The following is a 21,729-nucleotide window of genomic DNA, read 5'->3' on the forward strand; positions in this document are numbered from 1 at the left end:
CACGCCGTCATTGCGATGAGCCCTTGCGACGAAGCAATCCAGACGGTTTCCGCGGACGGATACTGGATTGCTTCGCTGCGCTCGCAATGACGGGCCGATAGAGTCTTACCCGAACCGATGTTTGTACCGGTCCACCACCAGCGCGCTCACGTCGATGTCGGGCTTCTTGCCCGACAGCATGTCCGCGAGCACGCGCGCTGAACCGCAGGACATGGTCCAGCCGAGCGTGCCGTGGCCGGTGTTGAGGTGGAGATTGGCGTATTGCGTCGGGCCGATCACGGGCGGACCGTCCGGCGTCATCGGACGCAGGCCGCTCCAGAACGTCGCCTTGGCGAGATCGCCGCCGCGCGGGAACAGGTCGGTCAGCGAATGGTCCAGCGTGGCACGGCGCGCATCATAGAGCTTGTCCGAGTAGCCGGAGATTTCCGCCGTGCCGCCGACGCGGATGCGATTGCCGAGGCGGGTGATCGCGACCTTGTAGCTCTCGTCCATCACGGTCGATTCCGGCGCGCCGGAGGCATCCTTGATCGGCACCGTGATCGAATAGCCCTTCACCGGATAGACCGGCAGCGAGATGCCAAGCGGCGCAACGAGCCGTGACGACCAGCTTCCGAGCGCGAGGACGTAAGCGTCTGCCTGTAACAGGCCGGCACTGGTCGCGACGCCGCTGACACGCGCGCCGTCGGTGACGATGCGGTCGATGCCTGTGTTGAATATGAAGCGCACGCCGAGCGCCTGGGCATGCTTGGCCAGCGCCTGCGTGAACATGTGGCAGTCGCCGGTCTCATCCTGCGGCAGGCGAAGCCCGCCGACGAACTTCTCCTTCACGCCGCCGAGCGCCGGCTCGACAGCGATGCAGCCCTCGCGGCTCAGCACCTCGAAAGGCACGCCGTACTGCTTGAGCACGGCGATGTCCTCGGCCGTACCGTCGAGCTGCGCCTGGTAGCGGAACAGCTGCAGCGTTCCTTTCGAGCGCTCGTCATACTGAATGCCGATGTCGCGGCGCAGATCGCGCAAGGAATCGCGGCTGTATTCCGCGATCGGGATCATCCGGCTCTTGTTGACCGCGTAGCGCGCGCTGGTGCAGTTGCGCAGCATCTTCAGCAGCCAGACCCACATGACTGGATCGAGCTTCGGCCGGATCACCAGCGGGCCGTGCTTCATCAACAGCCATTTGATCGCCTTTACCGGCACGCCGGGGCCGGCCCAGGGCGAGGAATAGCCCGGCGACACTTCGCCGGCGTTGGCAAACGAGGTTTCCAGCGCAGGCTCGGGCTGGCGGTCGATGACCGTCACCTCATGGCCGGCACGCGCGAGGTAGTAGGCAGAGGTGACACCGATGACACCGCTGCCGAGGATCAAGACTTTCACGCTTCGTCAAACTCCCGCGGCATCACGCGCCGCTGCAAGAAGAAACTCCGTGAACCGCGGGAGCAATTATCAGGCCACCTTCTTGATGGCGTCGCCGAGGATCGAGACCATCTGGTCGATGTGGCTCTTCTCGACGATGAGCGGAGGCGACATCGCGAAGCTGTCGCCGCTCATGCGCAGGTAGAGGCCGGTGTTGAAGCAATCGACCATGACGTCGTAGCCGCGGGCACCGACCGCACCGCCGCGCGGCGCCAGTTCCACCGCACCCATCAGGCCGCAATTGCGGATGTCGACGACGTTCGGCAGGCCCTTCAGCGAATGCAGCGCATCGCGCCAATATTCGGCGATCGACGCACCGCGCGTGAGCAGGCCTTCATCCTTGTAGATGTCGAGCGTCGCGATGCCCGCGGCGCAGGCGGTCGGATGCGCCGAATAGGTGTAGCCGTGGAACAGCTCCATCTGGTTCTCGGGGCCGACCATCAGGCCGTCATGCACCTTGCGGCTCGCAAACACCGCGCCGCAGGGAATGGTGCCGTTGGTGATGCCCTTGGCCGTCGTCATCAGATCCGGCGTGACGCCGAAGAAGTTGGCGGCGAACGGCGTGCCGAGGCGGCCGAAACCGGTGATGACCTCGTCGAAGATGAGGAGGATGCCGTGCTTGTCGCAGATCTCGCGCAGGCGCTGCAGATAGCCCTTCGGCGGCGGCAGCACCGCGGTCGAGCCCGGCACCGGCTCGACGATGACGGCGGCGATGGTCTCGGCACCGTGCAGGCCGACCAGGCGCTCGAGATCATCGGCGAGCTCGGCGCCGTGCTCAGGCTGGTCCTTGGCGAAGGCGTTGCGGGTGAGATCGTGGGTGTGGCGGATGTGGTCGACGCCCGGCAGCAGGGTGGCGAAGGCGCGGCGATTGGCGACCATGCCGCCGACCGAGGTGCCGCCGAAGCCGACGCCGTGATAGCCGCGCTCACGGCCGATCAGGCGGGTGCGGCTGGCCTGGCCGTTGGCGCGGTGATAGGCGAGCGCGATCTTCAGCGCGGTATCGACCGATTCGGAGCCGGAATTGGTGAAGAAGACGCGATCGAGGCCCTTCGGCGCGATCTCGGCGAGCCGCTCGGCGAAGTCGAACGCCAGCGGATGGCCCATCTGGAACGACGGTGCGAAGTCCAGCGTCATGAGCTGCCGCTCGACCGCAGCAGCAATCTGCTTGCGGCCGTGACCGGCATTGACGCACCACAGGCCCGCGGAGCCGTCGATCACCTTGCGGCCGTCGACGGTGGTGTAGTGCATCCCCTCGGCGGAGGAGAACAGGCGCGGCGCCTTCTTGAACTGCCGGTTGGCCGTGAACGGCATCCAGAACGAGTCGGTCTTGATAGTGTTCGGAATCTGATGAAGGGTCACGGCCGCGCTCCTTTGCTGACCTGCTACCAGAGCCACGGCTCATAAGGCGCAACAAGTCCTTTTCTGATCAGCTGCAAACCATTGATTTCACTAGGGCTGTCGGTCCATATTTGCGCGATCCGCAACACCTGCAACACGAGACCAAGGCATGAGCGTCGACATCGGTGGACGGCTGCGATTCATCCGGGCGCGCCACAAGCTGTCGCAGCGTGAGCTGGCAAAGCGAGCCGGCGTCACCAATTCGACGATCTCGCTGATCGAATCCAACCAGATGAACCCGTCGGTCGGCGCGCTCAAGCGCATCCTCGACGGCATCCCGATGGGGCTCGCCGAGTTCTTCGCGCTGGAGCCGGAGAGCCGGCGCAAGATCTTCTACCGCGCGGAGGAGCTGACCGAGGTCGGCAAGAAGCCGATCTCCTACCAACAAGTCGGCGACAATCTGTTCGGCCGCAGCCTGCAGATCCTGAAGGAGCGTTACGAGCCCGGCAGCGATACCGGGCGCGTCCACCTCGTCCATGACGGCGAGGAAGGCGGCATCGTGATTTCGGGCAAGCTCGAAGTGACAGTCGAGGACGAGCGGCGGATCCTCAATCCGGGCGATGCCTATTATTTCGAGAGCCGCCGCCCGCATCGCTTCCGCTGCGTCGGCGGCAAGCCATGCGAAGTGATCTCGGCCTGCACGCCGCCGACGTTCTGAAGCGAGCCCGCGTCGGCCCGCCAGCCTTCTTGCGCTAACTCAAGGAATTCGGTCCCGCTCGAATTCTCAGCGCGCTTGAGCCACCTCAATGTCCGCTGGCCGAACCTGGGCTAACTGTCATCATGTAGCCGAGCAGCCTCGCGCAAAAGGTGCTGAGGTTATGGCCCCGGACTCCTAGGCACTCCGGGGCCGCTTTGTTCCGGGACGGCAGCTAGAGCTGCGCCAACAACTCCTCGATCCTGATCGGAAAGCGGCGGACACGCACGCCGGTCGCATGCCAGACCGCGTTGGCGACTGCGCCGGCGCTGCCGGTGATGCCGATCTCGCCGACGCCCTTGATGCCGAGCGCATTGACGTGCGGATCGTGCTCCTCGACCGTGATCACGTCGAGCGGCGGCACGTCGGCATTTACGGGGATGTGGTACTCGCCGAGATTGGCGTTCATGATCCGGCCGCTGCGGCGGTCGGTGATGGCCTCCTCGTGCAGCGCGAAGGACAGACCCCAGATCATGCCGCCGAACAGCTGGCTCTGCACCATCCGCGGATTGACGATGCGTCCCGCCGCGAAGGCGCCAACCATGCGGGTGACCCGAACCTGGCCGAGCTCGGGATCGACCTTCACCTCCGCGAACACCGCGCCGTGGGCGTGCATCGCGTATTCCTCCATCGCCGCAGGGTTCGGCGCGCCGGTGCCGCGCGCCTCGACTTCGGAGACGCCAGCGCGTGCCAGGATCTCGGCATAGCTCTCGCCGCGGCTCAGGTCGTCGCGCCGAAACAGCTTTCCGTCGCGCGCGACCACGCCGGCATTGCCGGCACCGAACAGCGGCGAGCGCTCGTCATTGGTTGCGAGATCGGCGAGCTTTGCGATCACGGCCGCGCCGGCGCTGTGGATCGCCGCGCCGGCGGTCGCGGTGTGCGCCGAGCCGCCGGCGATGCCGGCATCGGGCAGGTCGGACGTGCCGGCCTTGAACGTGATGCGGTCCATATCGAGACCAACGGCATCGGCGGCAATCTGCGCCAATGCCGTCCAGGCGCCCTGCCCCATATCATGCGCGCCGATCTCCATCACGCCCGAGCCATCGCGACGGATCACCGCGCGGGCCTCGGCCTGGAACATCAGCGCCGGGAAGGTCGCGGTGCCCATGCCCCAGCCGACCAGCAGGCCGGCATCGTCGCGCATCTGCCGTGGCTGGAGCGAGCGCATCGCCCAGCCGAAGCGCGCCGCGCCCTGCTCGTAGCAGGCGCGCAACGCTTTCGAGGAGAAGGGCTTGCCGGTGATCGGCTCCACCTCGGCGTAGTTCTTGAGGCGAAAGGCCAGCGGATCCATGCCGCAAGCCCAGGCCATCTCGTCGATCGCACTTTCGAGCGCGATCGATCCTGTCGCCTCGCCGGGCGCGCGCATGAACAACGGCGTGCCGGTGTTGACACGCACGGCGTCATGCGAGGTGCGGATTGCAGGGGCTGCATAGAGCGAGTGCGAGGCGCCGGCCGCGGGCTCGTAGAAATCATCGAACGTGCTCGATACGGTGCTGGCGTGATGATCGAGCGCCGTCAGACGCCCCTCACCGTCGGCGCCGATGCGCAGCCGCTGGCGCGTCGGCGCGCGATGGCCGACCGGGCCGTACATCTGCTCACGGCGCAACACGAGCTTGACCGGCCTGCCGACCAGCTTGGCCGCCATGATACCGAGCGTCGGCGGGCCGGCCATCAGCCCCTTGGAGCCGAAGCCGCCGCCGAGGAACGGGCTGCGGATGTGGATCTTGTCGTGCGCGATGCCGAACAATTCGGCGATACGCGCCAGCGACATTGTCAAACCCTGGGTCGGCATGTCGACCGACAGTTTGTCGCCGTTCCAGCTGGCGACGATCGCATGCGGCTCCATCGCGTTGTGATATTGCGGCGGCGTCTCGTAAACCGCGTCGATCTGCTTCTCGGCCGAGGCCAGGCCCGCCTCGACATCGCCGTGGTGATGCTCCGCGGGATTGCCGACGCCGACGACCGGCGGCACGAAGCTTTCGCCGGCATCGAGACCGATCAGCGCGGGCAGCGTCTCGTAACGCGGCGCCAGCAGCGCCGCGCCTTCCGTTGCGGCCTCCAGCGTCTCGGCGATCACGACGGCGATCGGCTGATTGGCGTAGCGGACCTCATTGCTCTGCAGCACTTCCATCCGGAACACGAATGGATTGGTCTTGATCTCCGGGTCGACCGCGAGCTGCGGCTTGTGGTCCGGCGTCATGACGTCGACGATGCCGGGATGGCGCTTGGCAGCGGCGACATCGAGCGAGGTCACACGGCCGCGCGAAATGCTGGCGACGGCCATCGCCGCAAACAGCATGCCGGGCGGATGATTGTCGGCGGCATAGATCGCCTGCCCCTTGACCTTGAGGATGCCGTCACGGCGGGTCAGCGGCTGGCCGATGTTCGAGCCGTGGCGCAGATGGGCGGGCGCACTGGTCAGGTTGAGCTCAGGCATGGATGGCTCCGGAGGTCGAGGCAAAGGGAGAGGCCGGCAGCGCCGGCAGGCGCGCGGGCGTACCGGCTGCGGCCAGCGTCAACGCGCGCACGAGAATGCGGCGCGCGAGCTCGATCTTGAAGGCGTTGTCACCGGACGGCTTTGCATCGGTGAGCGCGCGGCTGGCGGCTTCCCGGAAGGCGTCGGCCGTGGGCGCGACGTTCCTGAGAACATCCTCCGCGGCGCGCGCACGCCAGGGCTTTGCCGCGACGCCGCCAAGCGCGAGCCGCGCCTCCACGATCTTGCCGCTCTCGATCCGCAATGCGGCCGCAGCCGATACCACGGCAAAGGCATAGGACGTACGTTCGCGAACCTTGAGGTAGCGCGCATGCGCGGCAAAGCCGCGCGCCGCAGGCGGCAGGCGCACCGCCGTGATGAGGTCGCCGGGCTCGAGCGCCGACTCGCGCTCCGGGGTATTGCCGGGCAGGCGGTGCAGCTCGTCGAGCGCGATCTCGCGCCGGCCGTTCCTGCCCTCGATCTCGACGACGGCGTCGAGTGCGACCAGCGGCACGCAGAAATCGGACGGATGCGTGGCGATGCAGTTCTCGCTCCAGCCGAGCACGGCATGGCTGCGGTTCTCGCCCTCACGCGCATCGCAACCGCTGCCGGCCTCGCGCTTGTTGCAGCGGCTGGCGGTGTCGTAGAAATATGCGCAGCGCGTCCGTTGCAGGAGATTGCCGCCGACCGTCGCGGCGTTGCGCAGTTGCGCGGATGCACCCGAGAGCAGCGCCTCGGCGACCGCGGGATACGATCTGGCGAACTCGGTGTCATGAGCGAGATCGGCGTTGCTCACGAGCGCGCCGATCCGCAACGAACCGTCGGCGAGGCGCTCGATCCCGTCGAGCCCATCGAGATGCGTGACGTCGACGAGACGATCCGGACGGCTGACGCCCCCCTTCATCAGATCGAGCAGGTTGGTGCCGGCGGCGAGATAGACGGCGCCCGGCTGGGCCGCGGCGGCAACCGCCTCGGTGACCGTGGCGGGCCTGACATAATCGAACGGTTTCATGCGGAGCGCCTCTGATTGGATTCGTCCATGCGTCCTTGCGCGTCGAGCACGGCATCGACGATGCCGGCATAGGCGCCGCAGCGGCACAGATTGCCGCTCATGCATTCGCGGATGCGCTCGGGATCGTTGCCTGCCTGCGCCTCGCTCATCATGCCGATGGCGCTCATGATCTGGCCGGGGGTGCAGAAGCCGCACTGAAAGCCGTCATGGGCGATGAAGGCGGCCTGCACCGGATGAAGCTGGTCGCCGCGCGCAATGCCTTCGATGGTGAGGATGTCGGCACCGTCGTGGCTGATGGCCAGCGCAAGACAGGAGTTGATGCGCTTGCCGTCGACGAGAATGGTGCAGGCGCCGCACTGGCCGCGGTCGCATCCCTTCTTGGTTCCGGTCAGATGAAGGCGCTCACGCAGGAGATCGAGCAGCGTGACGCGCGGATCGTCGAGGACGAATTCGCGCCGCGCACCGTTCACGGTGAGGCTGATGGAGTGGTTCATACAAGGCTCCGATCAGATATGGACATGACTAGTCGTACAGCGCGCCACCGCCGTGGCCGCCGTCGAGACCGCGCCGCCCGGACATGATGCGGCCGACGCTCAAGCGAAGATACGGAGGCACCCTCCGTTTAACAAGAGCCGCTCGGAAATATTTGGAATTCGTCAAAAGCCCATGCGCGTACAACGCGATGCGGCTCGCCAAGGGTTCAAGAAGTGTTCAATCTAACCAATTCGTGATCTACATTGCCTGATATGGACGACCACACCGACCAGACCCGAAAGCCCCGCGCCGACGCCGTGCGCAATCGCGAGCGCGTGCTCGAAGCGGCGAAGCTGGTGTTCAGCGCGGGCGGCCCCGAAGCGAGCCTGGAAGCGGTCGCCAAACGCGCCGGCGTCGGCATCGGCACGCTCTACCGCCATTTTCCCACGCGCGAGGATCTGTTCGAGGCGGTGTACCGGCGCGAGGTTGAGCAGCTCAGCGAACTCGCCGAACAGCTGAAGAACGCCAAGGACCCCGTCGATGCGCTCAGGCGCTGGCTGCGCTCAGGTGTCGAATTCGTCGCCACCAAGAAGGGGATGATGGCAGCCCTGGCGCTCGCGGTGCAGAGCGGGTCCGAGTTGCACGCCTTCTCGTTCGATCGGCTGACGAAGGCGACCGGCTCGCTGCTCGACCGCGCAGTCGCGGCCGGCGAGATGCGCGCCGACATCAGTGCCGAGGACTTGCTGCGCGCGTTCTTCGGCATGTGCTACATCCACGACCAGCCCGGCTGGCAGGCAACGGCGCTGCGGCTCCTTGACGTGTTCATCGACGGCTTGCGCGTGCAACCAGAGAAGGCCAAGGCGCGCGCAGCCAGGCCAGCGAAATCGGCGCCGAGGCGGAAGCGGTAGGCGCGGAGATGTGCTAGCATCGCCACCGCCGGGATATCGACGCGGAGCCTGTCATGCGCATCGCAGCCTTGGTCGTCGCCCTCACGATTGCCCTTAGTCCCCTCGCCGCACGCGCCGGCGATGTCACGGCGGCGCAAAGCGTCATCCGCGCCCAGGAGCAGGCTTTCGTTCACGACGATGCGACGGCGGCCTATTCCTATGCGGCACCGGCGATCAAGGAGATCTTTCCCGCACCCGACATCTTCATGTCCATGGTGCAGAACGGCTACGCGCCGGTCTATCGTCACAAGAGTTTCGAATTTGGCGAGAGCAAAACCGACGGCGATTGGATCGCCCAGCGCGTCCATATCATCGATGCCAATGGCGAGGCCTGGGAGGCGCTCTACACGCTCGAGCAACAGCCGGATGGCAGCTACAAGATCACCGGCTGCTCGCTGCTGAAGGCGGGACAGTCCGTTTAGGTGGCAAAACCCGGGCCGGTGTTGACCGAGCCCATCCGCGAGCGGATCAGCAGCAATACGACGATGCCGATGTTCAGCGCGTTCCACGCCACGCCGTTGGCGAACGCCGCGGCATACGAGCCGGTGGCATCGAAGATGACGCCCGACACCCAACCGCCGAAGGACATGCCGAACACGGACGCAAAGATCACGGTGCCGACGCGCGTTGCGGCTTCGCTCGCCGGCATCGCCTCGCGCACGATGATGGCATAGCTCGGCACGATGCCGCCCTGGAACAGACCGAACATCGCCGAGATCAGATAAAGCGAGGTGAGGCTGTCGAAGAACAAATAGAACACCAGCGCAAAGCCCTGCGCCAGCGATCCCACCAGCAGCGTGCGGATGCCGCCGATCTTGTCGGCGAGATAGCCCGAGCCGATCCGGCTTACGATGCCGCAGCCCATCATCAAGGACAGCATCTCGGCGCCACGCGCCACGCCATAACCGAGATCGCCGCAATAGGCGACGATATGCACCTGCGGCATCGCCATGGCAACGCAGCAGGAGATGCTGGCGATCGAGAGCAGCACCGTCAGCGTGTTGGTCGACAGATTGAGATCGACCCGCGGCGGCGGCGCATTGGCATGATCGCGGATATGGTCGTTGCCCATCTGCGCGCGCAGGACGAGGACCAGAAGTGCCATCGTGCTCGCGCAGACGAGGCCGATGCCGATATGGGTGTAGCGCCAGCCGGCGGTCTGCATGCCCCAGCTCACGATCGGCGGCCACATCGTGCCGGCGACATAATTGCCGCTGGCGACGATGGTCACGGCAAGTCCGCGATAGCGCTCGAACCAATGCGAGGCCTCCGCCATCAGCGGCGCGAAAGTCGCGGAGGTGCCGAGCCCGATCAGGAAATACGCCGCCACGAACTGCCAGAGCTGCGTCGACAGCCCCGCGAGCACGTTGGCGATGCCGAGAAAGGCGATGCTGATCGCCATCGCCGGCACGATGCCGAACCGGTCGGTGATCTTGCCGGCGATCACGCCGCCCAGCCCAAAACCGAACATCATCAGCGTGAAAGCCAGCGACACCGCGCCGCGTGTGGCACCGAATTCGGTCTGCACCACGGGAATCACGACCACGACCGCCCACATGCCGACGGCGCCGATCGAGCCGATCAGGAGCGCAATGACCAGGCGCATCCAGGCCTGACGCGAATCAGGGGTGAATGAAGCCGGGGTTTGTCCTGGATGATTTGGCGCGTGCACGGAACGGACCATGTTCGTTGATTGCCACATGGTCAAGCATCGCGGCGCGATATTGGGCATGCGCGGTGCACAGCGGTAAGAAGGAGCTTGGCGAACGCGGGTTTTGCCACTAGTTTGCAATCAGCGTGTGCAACATTGCCGCGCGGGGAACATGTCGGCGGAATGCTGTTGCGATTGACACGATCGATGCGGATCAGGGTGGGGCGCCTCGTTGCCCTCGCCTATCTGTTCTGCGTGCTCGCGCCCGCAGCCGCGCTCGCCTGGGGCAGCGGTCCGGCACCGTGTCTTGCGGACGAGGCCCCGCTCGCCGATCTCGCGCCGGCGCACCACCAGATGCAGGCAAGCCATCAGCATGGCGCTCCCTCGCATGACCACGCGGGAGCGCATGCGCATCACCAGACCGCTGCGCAGGACGCGCCCGCTCCGCATCATCATGGCGGCAAGGGCACGACCGGACCGTGCTGCGGGATGATGTGCGTGAGTGCGCTGCCGACCGATCTGCCCAGCGTCGCCAAGCCGCTTCAGCCCATCTCCGCCTGCGCGCCCGAGATCGTGGCCAGCCTGCACAGCGCGACGCCGCCCCTGCACTACCGCCCTCCCATCGCCTGATCTGACGCGACGACGTCAGGCCGAGCGCGCGTCTGCGCGCGCGAACCTGTGGTCTTTACGGACAGATCAGGGATGAATCATGTTGACGCTTTCCGGGGCGAAGTCCGCCGCCGCATCCGCGGCGCGTGGACGACATTTTCTATTTAGTTGGTCGCTGCTGACCGTGATTGCGCTGGCGTTGGCCGGCTGCACGCCCACAACGACACACATCGCCGCCGCGGATCCTGCCGATCCCGCGGCCAAGGTGGCGCCCGCCCTCTATCGTTCCACGATCGCGCCCTACAGCAGCCTGCGGCCGGCGACGCCGGCACCATGGCGCGAGCGCAACGAGAATGTCGCGCCGCAGCCGAAGCAAGACCGGTAGGAGCGCGCCATGGCACATCATTTCGCGCGAAGCCTGCTCGTTCTCGCTGCGCTCAGTCTGTCCGGCTGCGCCGCGTTCTCGCCCGACAGCGGCATGACGACAGTCTCGGAGCTGACGAGCCAGAGCATCAGCAAGGACGTCGCCTTCGTGCGAACAAGCGAGGGAGAGCGCGCAGTTGACGGGCGCATGCGCCAGCTGCTGTCGCGGACATTGACCGCAGACACTGCCGTGCAGATCGCGCTGCTCAACAACAAGGGGCTGCAAGCGGCCTACAACGAGCTGGCGCTGGCCGAGACCGATCTGGTCGAGCAGAGCCTGCCGCCCAATCCGGTGTTCTCGATCTCGCGGATCTCAGGCAATAGCGCCAGCGAGATCGAGCGCCAGGTGGTGGGTGACATCCTCGCGCTCGCCACCCTGCCGTTCCGCTCCGACATCGCCCGCGACCGTTTTCGCCAGGCCCAATTGCGCGCGGCACTGGCAACATTGCGGCTCGCCGCCGACGTCCGGCGCGCTTATTGGCGCGCCGTTGCCGGCAACGAGATGGTGGTGCTGCTGACGGACGCGAAGGCGACGGCGGAATCGACCGCACAGCTCGCGGTCAAGCTCGGCGAAACCGGCTCGCTCAACAAGCTCGACCAGGCGCGCGAGCAGGTGTTTTACGCCGAGACCACCGCCGACCTCGCCACCGCACGGCAGACGGCAGCGAGCGCACGCGAAAGGCTCGCACGCCTGATGGGACTGTGGGACGGCGGCCTCGACTTCCGCCTGCCGAACGCGTTGCCGCCGCTGCCGCGCCGACCGCTGGCCTTACCCTCGATCGAAACCGACGCGGTGGCCCATCGCATTGACCTGCAGATCGCGCGGCTGGAGCTGACGGCGCTGGCGAAATCGCTGAATCTCACCGAGGCGACGCGATTCGTCACCCTGCTCGATCTCGCCGGCATCTCCCGCCGCACCCAGGATCCGGAAGGTGCGCCGTTCCGCGAGCGCGGCTTCGACGTTCAGTTCCAGATCCCGATCTTCGACGGCGGCGAGGTCCGCGTGCGCCAGGCGGCGGAAACCTACAATCTCGCCTTCAACCGCCTGACCGAGCGCGCCGTCAACGTCCGTTCGGAAGCACGCGACGCTTATCGCAGCTATCGCTCCAGCTACGACATCGCCAGCCACTACCAGCGCGAGATCATCCCCTTGCGAAAGATCATCACAGAGGAGATGCAGCTGCGCTTCTCCAGCATGCAGGTCGACATTTTTGCGCTGCTCACCGAGGCAAGGCAGCGCCTGGCGTCGCTGCGCGGCGCCATCGATGCAAAGCAAAGGTTCTTCCTCGCCCAATCCGACCTGCAGACCGTCGTCAACGGCGGCGGCTCGCCTGCGGCCGGCAGCGACAATCCAACCACCATCGCCGCGGCAGCGCCTGCCGATGGCGGCCACTGACATGGAGGCCGACATGTTTTCCCGCCGAGGATTTTTGGGCACAGCCGCGCTTGCCAGCGCCTCAGCCATCAGCGGCCGCGTCCAGGCCGCGTCGATTCCGGAGGCCCCGCACATGGACAAGGTTGTGATGCAGCCGCCGCTGCATCCGATCAGCGGTCCGGACTACCGCCCCGTGGTCACGCTGAACGGCTGGTCGCTGCCGTTCCGCATGAACGGCGACTGGAAGGAATTCCATCTCGTCGCCGAGCCCGTGGTGCGCGAGTTCGCGGAAGGCATGAAGGTGAATCTGTGGGGCTATAACGGCCAGTCACCGGGCCCGACCATCGAGGCGGTGGAGGGCGACAAGGTCCGCATCTTCGTCACGAACAGACTGCCGGAATACACCACCGTGCACTGGCACGGCATGATCATTCCGAGCGGCATGGACGGCGTCGGCGGGCTGACCCAGCCGCACATCCAGCCGGGAAAGACCTTCGTCTACGAGTTCGAGATGAAGAAGAGCGGGACCTTCATGTACCACCCGCATTCCGACGAGATGGTGCAGATGGCGATGGGCATGATGGGCATGGTCGTCGTGCATCCGCGCGATCCGAATTTCCGCCCCGTCGACCGCGACTTCGTCTTCGTGATGAGCACCTATCGCGTCGACCCCGGCACCTATCTGCCGCATGTCAACGAGATGACCGATTTCAACATGTGGACCTGGAATGCGCGGGTATTTCCCGGGATCGATCCACTGCCGGTCAGGCTCGGCGACAAGGTGCGCGTGCGCATGGGTAACCTCAGCATGACCAATCATCCGATCCATCTGCATGGCCACAGCTTTGCGGTCACCTGCACCGACGGCGGCTGGGCTCCGGAGAGCGCGCAATATCCGGAGACGACGACGGACGTTCCGGTCGGCGCGGTGCGCGTGTTCGACGTGCTCGCCGACAATCCCGGCGACTGGGCTTTCCACTGCCACAAGTCGCACCACACCATGAATGCGATGGGACACGATGTGCGCAACCTCATCGGCGTATCACGCAAGGATCTCGCCAAGGCCGTCGGCAAGCTCGCGCCTGACAGCATGGCGATGGGCTCGACCGGCATGGCGATGGGCAACATGGAGATGCCCGCGCCCGACAACACGCTGCCAATGATGACCGGCACCGGCCAGTTTGGGCCGATCGAGATGGGCGGCATGTTCACGGTGATGAAGATCCGCGAGGACCTCGCCCGCGACGACTATCGCGATCCCGGGCCCTACCAATTCCCGAAAGGCACCGTCGCCTACGAGGTCACGGCGCCAACCACAGAGCCGGCACGGCAAAAACCAGGCAGCCCCCGATGAAGCACATGAAGATGTGAGCGTTTCGATGAACCACCAACTGGAGACTACAATGAAGAAGACCGTCACATTCGTCCTCGCGCTGGCAGCGCTCTCGATCTCGTCCGCCGGTGCGCACGAAAATCACGGCCATACGTCCTTTTCAGCGGGCGAGCCCGGCGATCCCAAAAAGCCGGCGCGCACCATCGAGATCGCGCTGAGCGAGATGTCGTACGAGCCGTCGAACATCAACGTGAAGCGCGGCGAGCAGATCCGCTTCGTGCTGCGCAATGTCGGCAAGGAGGATCACGAGTTTCTGCTCGCCACACCTAAGGAGAATCTCGCGCATGCCGAGGTGATGAAGAAGCATCCGCACATGGAGCATGACGATCCGAACGGAGTGCGACTTGCCCCGAACAAGACAGCGGAGATTCTCTGGAAGTTCAGCAAGGCCGGCACGTTCGAATTTTCGTGCCTGATTCCCGACCACCGCGACTACGGCATGGTCGGCCACGTCACCGTGAAGTAAGCAATGGAGACCCCCATGAACCGCATCATCCGTATCACTGCAGCGCTGGCGCTGACGTTAGGCGTTGCCACTGGAGCCCTGGCAGCCGGGGCTGCCTCTATCAGTGGCGAGGTCAAGAAGATCGACGAGGGCGCCGGCAAGATCACGCTCAAGCACGGGCCGGCCAAGAGCCTCGGCATGGAAGAACCCATGACCATGGTCTACCGCGTCAAGGACACAGCGATGCTCAAGCAGGTGAAGGTCGGCGACAAGGTGACCTTCGAGGCCGAGGAGGCGGCATCGGGGTACACGGTGACGAAGATGGAGAAGGCGAAGTAAGGGCCCTCGGCATTCCGTTGTGGTCATTCCGGGGCGCGCCCTCTTGGCGCGAACCCGGAATCCATGTCTCCACGTCACTTACCGCAGGATGGATTCCGGGTTCGCGCTACGCGCGCTCCGGAATGACGGGGCAAAAACACCCGCCCCGCACTCCTGTCGCGCCCTCCGTTAACCCTTTGCTAACCATACACCGGGCAAAAATTGCCGGGTGAAGTCGAGTGTCGTCAGCCGGGTAGAACGGGAGATCCCCCGTGGACGCCAGTGCGGTGCCTCACTTTCGGAGCGGCGGCCCCTCGGCCGCCGCGCAGACGTTTGGGGCGCGCGGACGGCAGTCGCGCGGGGAGGCAGCTACCATGGTCGACGTCACCGCAGGACAGGGCGTAGGCGCAGCAAGGCCCTCGATTCCCTCCCTCAACGAGATCGTCACGATCCTCAAGCGCGGCGACATCGCGCTGGCGCTCGGCATCCTCACCATCCTGGTGGTGCTGATCCTCCCCCTGCCCGCGATCGTGCTGGATCTGTTCCTGGCGATCTCGATCACACTCTCGATCCTGATCCTGATGACGTCGCTGTTCATTCAGGCGCCGCTGGAATTCTCCGCCTTCCCGACCATTCTCCTGATCTCCACCATGCTGCGCCTGTCGCTCAACATGGCCTCGACCCGGCTGATCCTGTCGCACGGGCACGAGGGCACGGCTGCCGCCGGTCACGTTATCGAAGCGTTCGGTAGCTTCGTGATGGGCGGCAATTTCGTCATCGGTATCATCGTCTTCGCCATCCTGATCATCGTCAACTTTGTCGTCATCACCAAGGGTTCGGGCCGTATCGCTGAAGTTGCCGCCCGCTTCCACCTCGACGCCATGCCCGGCAAGCAGATGGCGATCGACGCCGATCTCTCTGCCGGTCTGATCGACGAGAAGGTCGCCAAGGAGCGGCGCAAGGAGCTCGAGGACGAGAGCGGCTTCTTCGGCGCCATGGACGGTGCCTCCAAGTTCGTCCGCGGCGATGCCATCGCCGGCCTGCTGATCGTCTTCATCAACGTCGTCGGCGGCATGATCATCGGCGTGGCGCAGCAGGGCATGTCCTTTGCCGACGCCGGCCGCAGCTACACGCTGCTGACCGTCGGTGACGGCCTCGTCACCCAGGTGCCGGCGCTGATCGTCTCGACCGCGGCCGGCCTGCTCGTCTCCAAGGCCGGCGTCTCCGGCGCCGCCGACAAGGCGCTGATGAAGCAGTTCTCCGGCTATCCGCAGGCCCTCGCCATGTCCTCGGCGGTTATGCTGGTGCTGGCGGCCCTGCCCGGCATTCCGACCATCCCCTTCCTCGTGCTCGGCGCCGGCGCCGGCGCGCTGGCCTGGCACGCCCGCAACCACAAGAAGACCGCCGTCAAGGAGGAAGCCGCCAAGGCCGCGCCTGCTCCGGGCATGCCGGGTGCGCCGGGCGCGGCTGCAGCCGAAGAGCCGATCTCGGCGGCGCTCAAGATCGACGACCTGAAGATCGAGCTCGGCTATGCCCTGCTGCCGCTGGTCAACGGCCCCGATGGCACCGACCGCCTCACCGAGCAGATCAAGGCGCTGCGCCGTTCGCTCGCAATCGAGATGGGATTCGTGATGCCGGCGGTGCGCATCCTCGACAACGTCCAGCTCGAGGCCAACACCTACATCATCAAGATCAAGGAGGTCGACGCCGGCTCCGGCAAGATCTGGCCGAACCAGTTCATGGTCATGGACCCCGGCGGCAGCCAGGTGCAGGTGCCCGGCATCCACACCACCGAGCCGACCTTCGGCCTGCCCGCGACCTGGGTCGACGCCAGCCTCAAGGAAGAGGCCTCGCTCAAAGGCTACACCGTGGTTGACGCCGCGACCGTGCTCTCGACCCACCTCACCGAGCTGCTCAAGGCCAACATGTCGGACCTGCTCTCCTATGGCGAGGTGCAGAAGCTGCTCAAGGAGCTGCCGAAGGAGCAGAGCGAGCTGGTCAAGGACATCGTGCCGGGACAGGTCACGGTCTCCGGCATCCAGCGCGTGCTGCAGCTCCTGCTCGCCGAGCGCATCTCGATCCGCGACCTCTCGACCATCCTCGAAGGCATCGCCGATTCGCTCGCCTTCTCGCGCAATCCCGCGACCATGGTCGAGCATGTCCGCGCCCGCCTAGCGCGCCAGATCTGCGCGCAGAACACCTCCTACAACGGCTATCTGCCGCTGATCGCGCTGTCGGCGCGCTGGGAACAGGCCTTTGCCGAATCCATCATCGGCCAGGGCGAGGAGCGCAGCCTCGCGATGCAACCCTCGAAACTGTCGGAGTTCATGACCGCCGTGCGCGAGGCCTTCGAGCGTGCCGCCCGTGAAGGCGAGGCGCCGGTGCTGGTCACCTCTGCCGCAATTCGTCCGTTCGTGCGTTCCCTGGTGGAACGGTTCCGGGCCCAGACCACCGTGCTGTCGCAGGCCGAAATCCACCCTAGGGCGAGGTTGAAAACGGTCGGAAGCATCTGATTTGCCTTAAGAAGCCGTGTGTTTTTCGGCCACAGGCAAATGGTTTTTCAGCTCCTGGCGCCTTGTGGACCAAGCATCGAAAAGGCAACCCGCGGGCACATTACATCTTTGAAATAATTATATAATCGAACGATCCAGGGGCGTTTTTGATCGCGACGTTTCACGTTCTTTCACGCCCTTGTGATGGCCTCTTGGGAACGAATCCTCCCAATACTAGGTTGTTGGGCACCGGAAGCATGAACCGGCCTGAAAGGGCTGGCGACTACTTCGGGTAGATGGCGGCAGGAGGCTTCCATGAACCACTCGATCTACAGCGCTGATCGCGCGACCCATTTGAAGATTGTGGTCGTCGCCCTCGTCGCAGGGATCGCGGTGGCGGGCCTCGGCATTACGGCACGCACGGGTTCGGATGAAGGTCTGACCCAGACCGCCCGCGTCATCAAGGCCGACAAGCCGGTCGTTATCACCAGTTCGAACGCGTCCCTCGTTCGCTAAGGAGATCTGACGAGTTTTGTGAATTCACGCGGCTCTTTACCAGCCCCCCAAAGTCGCCACGTGGATATGTAGACGACCCCAACCCCAAGTCGACTACAGAAAGCGCCCGCCCCCCACGGGCGCTTTCTCACGTCTGGGGTACCCGTCATTGCGAGCGCACGCTCGTCCAGCTCGTCATTGCGAGCGCAGCGAAGCAATCCAGACTCCCTCCACGAAGATAGTCTGGATTGCTTCGTCGCAAGAGCTCCTCGCAATGACGGAGTGTGGGACGACATGGCCGCTTCATCAAGCGCATCTTCATTGCAGACACACCTTCGCAGCCTCGCGGCGCATTTCGCCCGAGCTTTGCTTTATCTCTTCACCCTCAAATGAAAGAGGGCGCAGGGAAGACCGGGAGCCCGCTGGCACCCGCGGTCCACTGTGCGAAATTGCAGTGAGAAAATCTGCACAGCGGCATACAGGTGTAGCCAGGACATCCCGGCCTTCCCTGCGCAGTGGTTGGAACGGCGTATGTCGTGCTCTCCCCGGGGAGCGATGCACTATTGCCCCCGTCGCCTTGCAGATGGCTGATGCACGTGCCCGGTTGGGCCGCCACATCACCACAAGACTTGGCGCACAGACCCCGGGCGCCAGGACGACACGATTTGGCCGTACGCCGATCACACCGGTCGTATGCGCGAGGCCTTTGCTCACGGTTACCCGCCCTGCAAAACTCTTCGCGCCGATGTGACCCGCGTCCACCGCCGCCCGGCCCGCCTTCGTGACGATCGCGATACGACCCCTCTTCCTTGGGCCCGGGTTGCGGCGACACATACGCCGTTTCCGAATTTCGGTAAAGTGAAATATTTTTGGTGGTGCTGATTGCCCTTGGCCTGGGGTGTTTTGCCCGTCAGGCAACGCAACGGCTTGTAACTGGGCCCACTCGGGTTGGTCTCAATCAGTAGCCTCTGTGTCAAATTTCTGGAATTGGAATCCATAAGCAGAAGTGAACCCGATTACAGCGAGGCCAACGACCGGCGTGCCATCGAAAACAGGCCTATAGACCAGCAGACCGGGCATCCTCGAAAGGCCATTAATGATACTAGCCCCAGAATGACGGAACCTAGTACTGCAGGCCAACCTGCGTCTGTCCCGATCCACACCGCCGTTGAGAGAGCTCCAATTCCGACAAGACCTCGGATAAGGTGCTCGGTGAGTGAACTGCTGGCGAACATTTTGACTCCTCAGCGCATTATATATTCACGCACGAGCGCTCGACCGCGATGCAGTCGAGCCTTCACAGTTTCTCGGGTTAGCTCCAGCGATTGCGCTATTTCGCTGATCGTCATTTCGTCCACATCCCGCAAAATGAGCACCTGCCGGTAGTGGCTCGGCAGCGACTGGATCGCGGCAGCTATATCGATGCGAAGTTCTGATTCTGGCCTCTCCGAACGCTGCAGGTCATTTTCCAACGAAGAGACGTCATCGGGAAGGCCTATATGCTGCTTTGCCAATCTTAAGCAGGTTCGATGAACTATCTGAAAAAGTCAGAGGGAAAAGGCTCCGGCACGTTGGAGACGACCAATGCGACGGTACACGATCCATAACGTTTCCTGAACCGCGTCTTCCACATCGCTTGTCGTGCGGCAGGTTCTTCGCGCGTACCGGCGTATGTCGGGCTGCGACGTTTTGAGCAGCGTCAGGATGGCGTCAGCGTCCCCGCCTATTGCCGCTTCCAACGTGCTCGGCGATGAAAAAGGTGGGCTCATGGTTCGGCGCGCAGCTTCCGACCTCTTACTGCGCATGCCGGGCAGTATCCGAAAACGCCTGTAAGCGCGGTCAGGACCCCGACACCGGCGATCAGGTATCCAACGGGCATACCTTTAAGGCCTAGTAGCCCACAAGCGATCATAATTGCCCCAGCCAAGAGCCGGACCCAACTTTCCCAGCCAGCCACGTTCTTCTTGTACAGCATAGCAACCTCCTGCCTTTGTAGCGTCGTTTCTGACGCCCTAGAGACTTAGAGGCTTAAAAAATGAGAAACGGTTCGCGGCTCCGAAAAATAGTCTAAGTTCGGCTGGCGTCAAAAGCCGGCGGTCGGCGGGCTGCGTGAAAAGGTCTGCTCCGGGTCACGAGCGTCGCCATCTGCAACACTCGGCTGTACGTCGACTTCCGCTATGCCCCGTTCGCGACCGAGGTCTGGTGGCGGTGCAAATGTCGCGAAGGGCCAATAACCGACATCAGCCTGGGAGGGCATCCCGTCACGGCGCGCTTGGCATTGCCGCCTGGTCCGTCATACAGTGTGCTGTGGGTTGGATTGCGTGCCATGGCAGAAGAACGGCCGTTCCGGGTGGAGCGCAGGCTGTCGGCGATATTGGCCGCCGATGTGGCTGGCTATTCGCGGCTCATGCACCATGACGAAGAGGCTACGCATTCCAAACTGACAGCGCTGCTCGCGGACAGTGTCATGCCCGCGATCTCCGAACACGGCGGTCGCATCGTGAAGAATACGGGCGACGGGTTCTTGGCGGAGTTTCCAAGCGCGGTGGAAGCGGTCCGCGCTGCTGTGCAATTTCAGAACCGCATCAAGGAACTTACAGGCGCTGAGGTGGAGGATAGGCGTATTGCTTTCCGGGTCGGTGTCAACATTGGCGACGTAATCGTCGAGCCGAATGACATCTTTGGAGACGGCGTCAATATTGCAGCGAGGCTCGAGAGCATCGCAGAACCTGGCGGCATCTGCATCTCATCTTCTGCCTACGATCAGGTCCGAGGCAAGGTCGGGGTTGAGTTCGTCGATCTGGGCGAACAGAACCTCAAAAACATCGCTCGCCCGATCCGGACCTATGCCATGGTCCGGGATGAGCTTGGCCCGGCGATGAGGGGCGGCAGCATGCCGGCGGGCGCCCTTTCAGCACCGCGTCTGTCCATGGTGGTGCTACCGTTCGCGAACATCGGAGGCGATCCTGAGCAAGACTATTTCGTTGATGGCGTGACCGAGAGCCTGACCACGGATCTATCGCGCATCAGCAGTTCGTTCGTCATCGCCCGCAACACGGCCTTCACCTTCAAGGGCAAAGCCGTAGACGTCAAGAAAATCGGGCGCGAGTTGAACGTCCGCTACGTGCTCGAAGGCTCGGTGCAGCGTGGCGGCAACCGACTTCGAGTAAACGTGCAGCTGATCGACGCCGAAACAGGCAATCACCTTTGGGCCGAACGCTTCGACAAGCCTGTCGCCGACCTGTTCGATATGCAGGACGAAATCGTATCACGGCTCGCCAATACGCTGGATGCCCAGCTAGTCGCGGCCGAGGCGCGGCGCGCGGAACGTTCGCTGCATCCCGATGCGATGAACTTGTATTTCCAGGGCACCGCTTGCTTACATAAGGGGCTGTCCAACGAACACTTGGCGCGAGCGCGCGGCTTTTTCGAACGTGCCTTGGCGCTCGATCCAGGCAGTATCGAAGCACTGGTTGGCACGGCAATAGTTGACTTTAATCGGGGCGCTAACTTTTCTATTGACGACCGGGCCATGCCCCTCGCGGCGGCCGAGGTGACCTTGATCAAGGTTTTGTCTCTAGCTCCGCAATATGCGCCGGCCCACCTGTATCTGGGCGCGGTGTATATTTTTACGGGCCGCGCGGCCCAAGGTATTGCTGAATGCGAGCAGGCGCTGGCACTGGACAGAAATTTAGCTAACGCTCATGGTTGGATCGGTCTTGCCAAGCATATTCTTGATCGCCCCGGGGAGACCGAGGGCCACGTCCACGAAGCGCTGCGCCTCTCTCCCCGCGATGTCTTCGCCCACCGATGGATGATGTGGGCAGGCCTCGCGAGCGTTCATCTGAACGCCAACGCCGAGGCGGTCGCGTGGCTACGCCGGAGCATCGAGGCTAACCGCAATTTCCCACTCGCGCATTTCCATTTCGCTGCGGCGCTGGCACTGCTTGGGTCGCTGGACGAGGCACGGGCGGTTGCGCAGGCGGGGCTTGCACTCAATTCAGGGTTCACCATCCACCGGTTCCAACGCCAGACACCGAGCAACAATCCGACGTACCTCGTCAAACGCGAGCGCATCCTAGAGGGTATGCGCATGGCCGGGGTGCCAGAGGGGTGATGT

General features: G+C 64.2%; 21 protein-coding genes. 12 read left to right on the plus strand and 9 right to left on the minus strand.

Annotated elements, in window-relative coordinates:
* Positions 1–105: 105 nt before the first annotated feature.
* Together XH85_RS37070 and aptA are read right to left on the minus strand one after the other, a co-directional pair.
* Positions 106–1,371, minus strand: a complete 1,266-nt coding sequence (locus XH85_RS37070) for a D-amino acid dehydrogenase (protein WP_128935877.1) — start codon at positions 1,369–1,371, stop codon at positions 106–108.
* A gap of 69 nt (positions 1,372–1,440) precedes the next feature.
* Positions 1,441–2,769, minus strand: coding sequence for an omega-aminotransferase AptA (aptA, locus tag XH85_RS37075; protein ID WP_164939328.1), 1,329 nt, complete (start codon positions 2,767–2,769; stop codon positions 1,441–1,443).
* Positions 2,770–2,917: 148 nt separating this feature from the next.
* Between aptA and XH85_RS37080 the strand changes: the two genes are divergently transcribed.
* Positions 2,918–3,466 (plus strand): cupin domain-containing protein, encoded by a 549-nt coding sequence (locus XH85_RS37080; RefSeq protein ID WP_038972074.1) that lies wholly within the window; start codon positions 2,918–2,920, stop codon positions 3,464–3,466.
* A 211-nt stretch (positions 3,467–3,677) separates the two neighbouring features.
* Here XH85_RS37080 and XH85_RS37085 read toward each other — a convergent pair whose 3' ends face one another.
* From XH85_RS37085 to XH85_RS37095, 3 genes are read right to left on the minus strand one after another with little or no spacing between them, the layout of a single operon-like run.
* Positions 3,678–5,939, minus strand: coding sequence for a xanthine dehydrogenase family protein molybdopterin-binding subunit (locus tag XH85_RS37085; RefSeq protein WP_128935879.1), 2,262 nt, complete (start codon positions 5,937–5,939; stop codon positions 3,678–3,680).
* Positions 5,932–6,987: an FAD binding domain-containing protein gene (locus tag XH85_RS37090; RefSeq protein ID WP_128935880.1), complete on the minus strand. Its 1,056-nt coding sequence runs from the start codon at positions 6,985–6,987 to the stop codon at positions 5,932–5,934. The genes XH85_RS37085 and XH85_RS37090 overlap by 8 nt, the downstream gene beginning before the upstream one ends.
* Complete coding sequence (locus XH85_RS37095; protein ID WP_128935881.1) at positions 6,984–7,481, minus strand: (2Fe-2S)-binding protein; 498 nt, start codon at positions 7,479–7,481, stop codon at positions 6,984–6,986. The genes XH85_RS37090 and XH85_RS37095 overlap by 4 nt, the downstream gene beginning before the upstream one ends.
* A 252-nt stretch (positions 7,482–7,733) precedes the next feature.
* Here XH85_RS37095 and XH85_RS37100 point away from each other — a divergent pair, with 252 nt between their 5' ends.
* Both XH85_RS37100 and XH85_RS37105 read left to right on the plus strand, forming a co-directional pair.
* The gene (locus XH85_RS37100) at positions 7,734–8,369 is read left to right on the plus strand and encodes a TetR/AcrR family transcriptional regulator (protein ID WP_128937560.1); all 636 of its coding nucleotides are present in this window, start codon (positions 7,734–7,736) and stop codon (positions 8,367–8,369) included.
* A gap of 53 nt (positions 8,370–8,422) precedes the next feature.
* Positions 8,423–8,830, plus strand: coding sequence for a DUF4864 domain-containing protein (locus XH85_RS37105; RefSeq protein ID WP_128935882.1), 408 nt, complete (start codon positions 8,423–8,425; stop codon positions 8,828–8,830).
* Here XH85_RS37105 and XH85_RS37110 read toward each other — a convergent pair.
* Positions 8,827–10,092 (minus strand): MFS transporter, encoded by a 1,266-nt coding sequence (locus tag XH85_RS37110; protein WP_128937561.1) that lies wholly within the window; start codon positions 10,090–10,092, stop codon positions 8,827–8,829. The two genes, XH85_RS37105 and XH85_RS37110, sit on opposite strands and share 4 nt — an antisense overlap.
* 174 nt (positions 10,093–10,266) lie before the next feature.
* On the opposite strand from XH85_RS37110, the gene XH85_RS37115 reads away from it, so the two are divergent.
* The 8 genes from XH85_RS37115 (at position 10,267) to XH85_RS37150 (ending at position 17,630) form a co-directional block, all read left to right on the plus strand.
* Positions 10,267–10,689: a hypothetical protein gene (locus XH85_RS37115; RefSeq protein WP_420809130.1), complete on the plus strand. Its 423-nt coding sequence runs from the start codon at positions 10,267–10,269 to the stop codon at positions 10,687–10,689.
* A 79-nt stretch (positions 10,690–10,768) separates the two neighbouring features.
* On the plus strand, positions 10,769–11,053 hold the full coding sequence (locus tag XH85_RS37120) for a hypothetical protein (RefSeq protein ID WP_128935884.1): 285 nt from the start codon (positions 10,769–10,771) through the stop codon (positions 11,051–11,053).
* A 9-nt stretch (positions 11,054–11,062) separates the two neighbouring features.
* Positions 11,063–12,487 (plus strand): TolC family protein, encoded by a 1,425-nt coding sequence (locus XH85_RS37125; RefSeq protein ID WP_128935885.1) that lies wholly within the window; start codon positions 11,063–11,065, stop codon positions 12,485–12,487.
* A 13-nt stretch (positions 12,488–12,500) separates the two neighbouring features.
* Entirely contained in the window at positions 12,501–13,820 is a 1,320-nt protein-coding gene (locus tag XH85_RS37130; protein WP_128935886.1) for a copper oxidase, read from the plus strand.
* A gap of 49 nt (positions 13,821–13,869) precedes the next feature.
* Positions 13,870–14,325, plus strand: a complete 456-nt coding sequence (locus XH85_RS37135) for a cupredoxin domain-containing protein (protein ID WP_164940391.1) — start codon at positions 13,870–13,872, stop codon at positions 14,323–14,325.
* Positions 14,326–14,340: 15 nt separating this feature from the next.
* Positions 14,341–14,643: a copper-binding protein gene (locus XH85_RS37140; protein WP_128935888.1), complete on the plus strand. Its 303-nt coding sequence runs from the start codon at positions 14,341–14,343 to the stop codon at positions 14,641–14,643.
* Positions 14,644–14,996: 353 nt separating this feature from the next.
* Positions 14,997–17,135: a flagellar biosynthesis protein FlhA gene (gene flhA, locus XH85_RS37145; protein ID WP_164939326.1), complete on the plus strand. Its 2,139-nt coding sequence runs from the start codon at positions 14,997–14,999 to the stop codon at positions 17,133–17,135.
* A gap of 294 nt (positions 17,136–17,429) precedes the next feature.
* Positions 17,430–17,630 (plus strand): hypothetical protein, encoded by a 201-nt coding sequence (locus tag XH85_RS37150; protein ID WP_128935890.1) that lies wholly within the window; start codon positions 17,430–17,432, stop codon positions 17,628–17,630.
* 1,223 nt (positions 17,631–18,853) lie between these two features.
* Here the strand turns inward: XH85_RS37150 and XH85_RS47075 are convergent.
* The 3 genes from XH85_RS47075 to XH85_RS37170 form a co-directional block, all read right to left on the minus strand.
* Positions 18,854–19,081, minus strand: coding sequence for a sigma-70 family RNA polymerase sigma factor (locus XH85_RS47075; protein ID WP_245473849.1), 228 nt, complete (start codon positions 19,079–19,081; stop codon positions 18,854–18,856).
* Positions 19,082–19,156: 75 nt separating this feature from the next.
* Positions 19,157–19,414 (minus strand): RNA polymerase sigma factor, encoded by a 258-nt coding sequence (locus tag XH85_RS47080; RefSeq protein ID WP_338025584.1) that lies wholly within the window; start codon positions 19,412–19,414, stop codon positions 19,157–19,159.
* Positions 19,375–19,584, minus strand: coding sequence for a YgaP family membrane protein (locus XH85_RS37170; protein WP_084299007.1), 210 nt, complete (start codon positions 19,582–19,584; stop codon positions 19,375–19,377). Before XH85_RS37170 ends, XH85_RS47080 begins: the two co-directional genes overlap by 40 nt.
* A gap of 351 nt (positions 19,585–19,935) precedes the next feature.
* Here XH85_RS37170 and XH85_RS37175 point away from each other — a divergent pair, with 351 nt between their 5' ends.
* Positions 19,936–21,726, plus strand: a complete 1,791-nt coding sequence (locus XH85_RS37175) for an adenylate/guanylate cyclase domain-containing protein (protein WP_128935892.1) — start codon at positions 19,936–19,938, stop codon at positions 21,724–21,726.
* The last annotated feature ends 3 nt before the right edge of the window (positions 21,727–21,729 follow it).

The sequence above is a fragment of the Bradyrhizobium zhanjiangense genome, assembly GCF_004114935.1.
Lineage (GTDB): Bacteria > Pseudomonadota > Alphaproteobacteria > Rhizobiales > Xanthobacteraceae > Bradyrhizobium > Bradyrhizobium zhanjiangense.

What these genes read in the sequence shown, in the direction of transcription:
- XH85_RS37150 (WP_128935890.1), top strand. Translation starts at nt 17,430, where the DNA reads ATGAACCACTCGATCTACAGCGCTGATCGCGCGACCCATTTGAAGATT.
- XH85_RS37100 (WP_128937560.1), top strand. Translation starts at nt 7,734, where the DNA reads ATGGACGACCACACCGACCAGACCCGAAAGCCCCGCGCCGACGCCGTG.
- XH85_RS37115 (WP_420809130.1), top strand. Translation starts at nt 10,267, where the DNA reads ATGCGGATCAGGGTGGGGCGCCTCGTTGCCCTCGCCTATCTGTTCTGC.
- XH85_RS47080 (WP_338025584.1), bottom strand. Translation starts at nt 19,414, where the DNA reads ATGCGCAGTAAGAGGTCGGAAGCTGCGCGCCGAACCATGAGCCCACCT.
- XH85_RS37175 (WP_128935892.1), top strand. Translation starts at nt 19,936, where the DNA reads ATGGCAGAAGAACGGCCGTTCCGGGTGGAGCGCAGGCTGTCGGCGATA.
- XH85_RS37135 (WP_164940391.1), top strand. Translation starts at nt 13,870, where the DNA reads ATGAAGAAGACCGTCACATTCGTCCTCGCGCTGGCAGCGCTCTCGATC.
- XH85_RS37085 (WP_128935879.1), bottom strand. Translation starts at nt 5,939, where the DNA reads ATGCCTGAGCTCAACCTGACCAGTGCGCCCGCCCATCTGCGCCACGGC.
- XH85_RS37095 (WP_128935881.1), bottom strand. Translation starts at nt 7,481, where the DNA reads ATGAACCACTCCATCAGCCTCACCGTGAACGGTGCGCGGCGCGAATTC.
- XH85_RS37125 (WP_128935885.1), top strand. Translation starts at nt 11,063, where the DNA reads ATGGCACATCATTTCGCGCGAAGCCTGCTCGTTCTCGCTGCGCTCAGT.
- flhA (WP_164939326.1), top strand. Translation starts at nt 14,997, where the DNA reads ATGGTCGACGTCACCGCAGGACAGGGCGTAGGCGCAGCAAGGCCCTCG.
- XH85_RS37090 (WP_128935880.1), bottom strand. Translation starts at nt 6,987, where the DNA reads ATGAAACCGTTCGATTATGTCAGGCCCGCCACGGTCACCGAGGCGGTT.
- XH85_RS37130 (WP_128935886.1), top strand. Translation starts at nt 12,501, where the DNA reads ATGTTTTCCCGCCGAGGATTTTTGGGCACAGCCGCGCTTGCCAGCGCC.
- XH85_RS37170 (WP_084299007.1), bottom strand. Translation starts at nt 19,584, where the DNA reads ATGCTGTACAAGAAGAACGTGGCTGGCTGGGAAAGTTGGGTCCGGCTC.
- XH85_RS37140 (WP_128935888.1), top strand. Translation starts at nt 14,341, where the DNA reads ATGAACCGCATCATCCGTATCACTGCAGCGCTGGCGCTGACGTTAGGC.
- XH85_RS37120 (WP_128935884.1), top strand. Translation starts at nt 10,769, where the DNA reads ATGTTGACGCTTTCCGGGGCGAAGTCCGCCGCCGCATCCGCGGCGCGT.
- XH85_RS37110 (WP_128937561.1), bottom strand. Translation starts at nt 10,092, where the DNA reads ATGGTCCGTTCCGTGCACGCGCCAAATCATCCAGGACAAACCCCGGCT.
- XH85_RS37105 (WP_128935882.1), top strand. Translation starts at nt 8,423, where the DNA reads ATGCGCATCGCAGCCTTGGTCGTCGCCCTCACGATTGCCCTTAGTCCC.
- XH85_RS37080 (WP_038972074.1), top strand. Translation starts at nt 2,918, where the DNA reads ATGAGCGTCGACATCGGTGGACGGCTGCGATTCATCCGGGCGCGCCAC.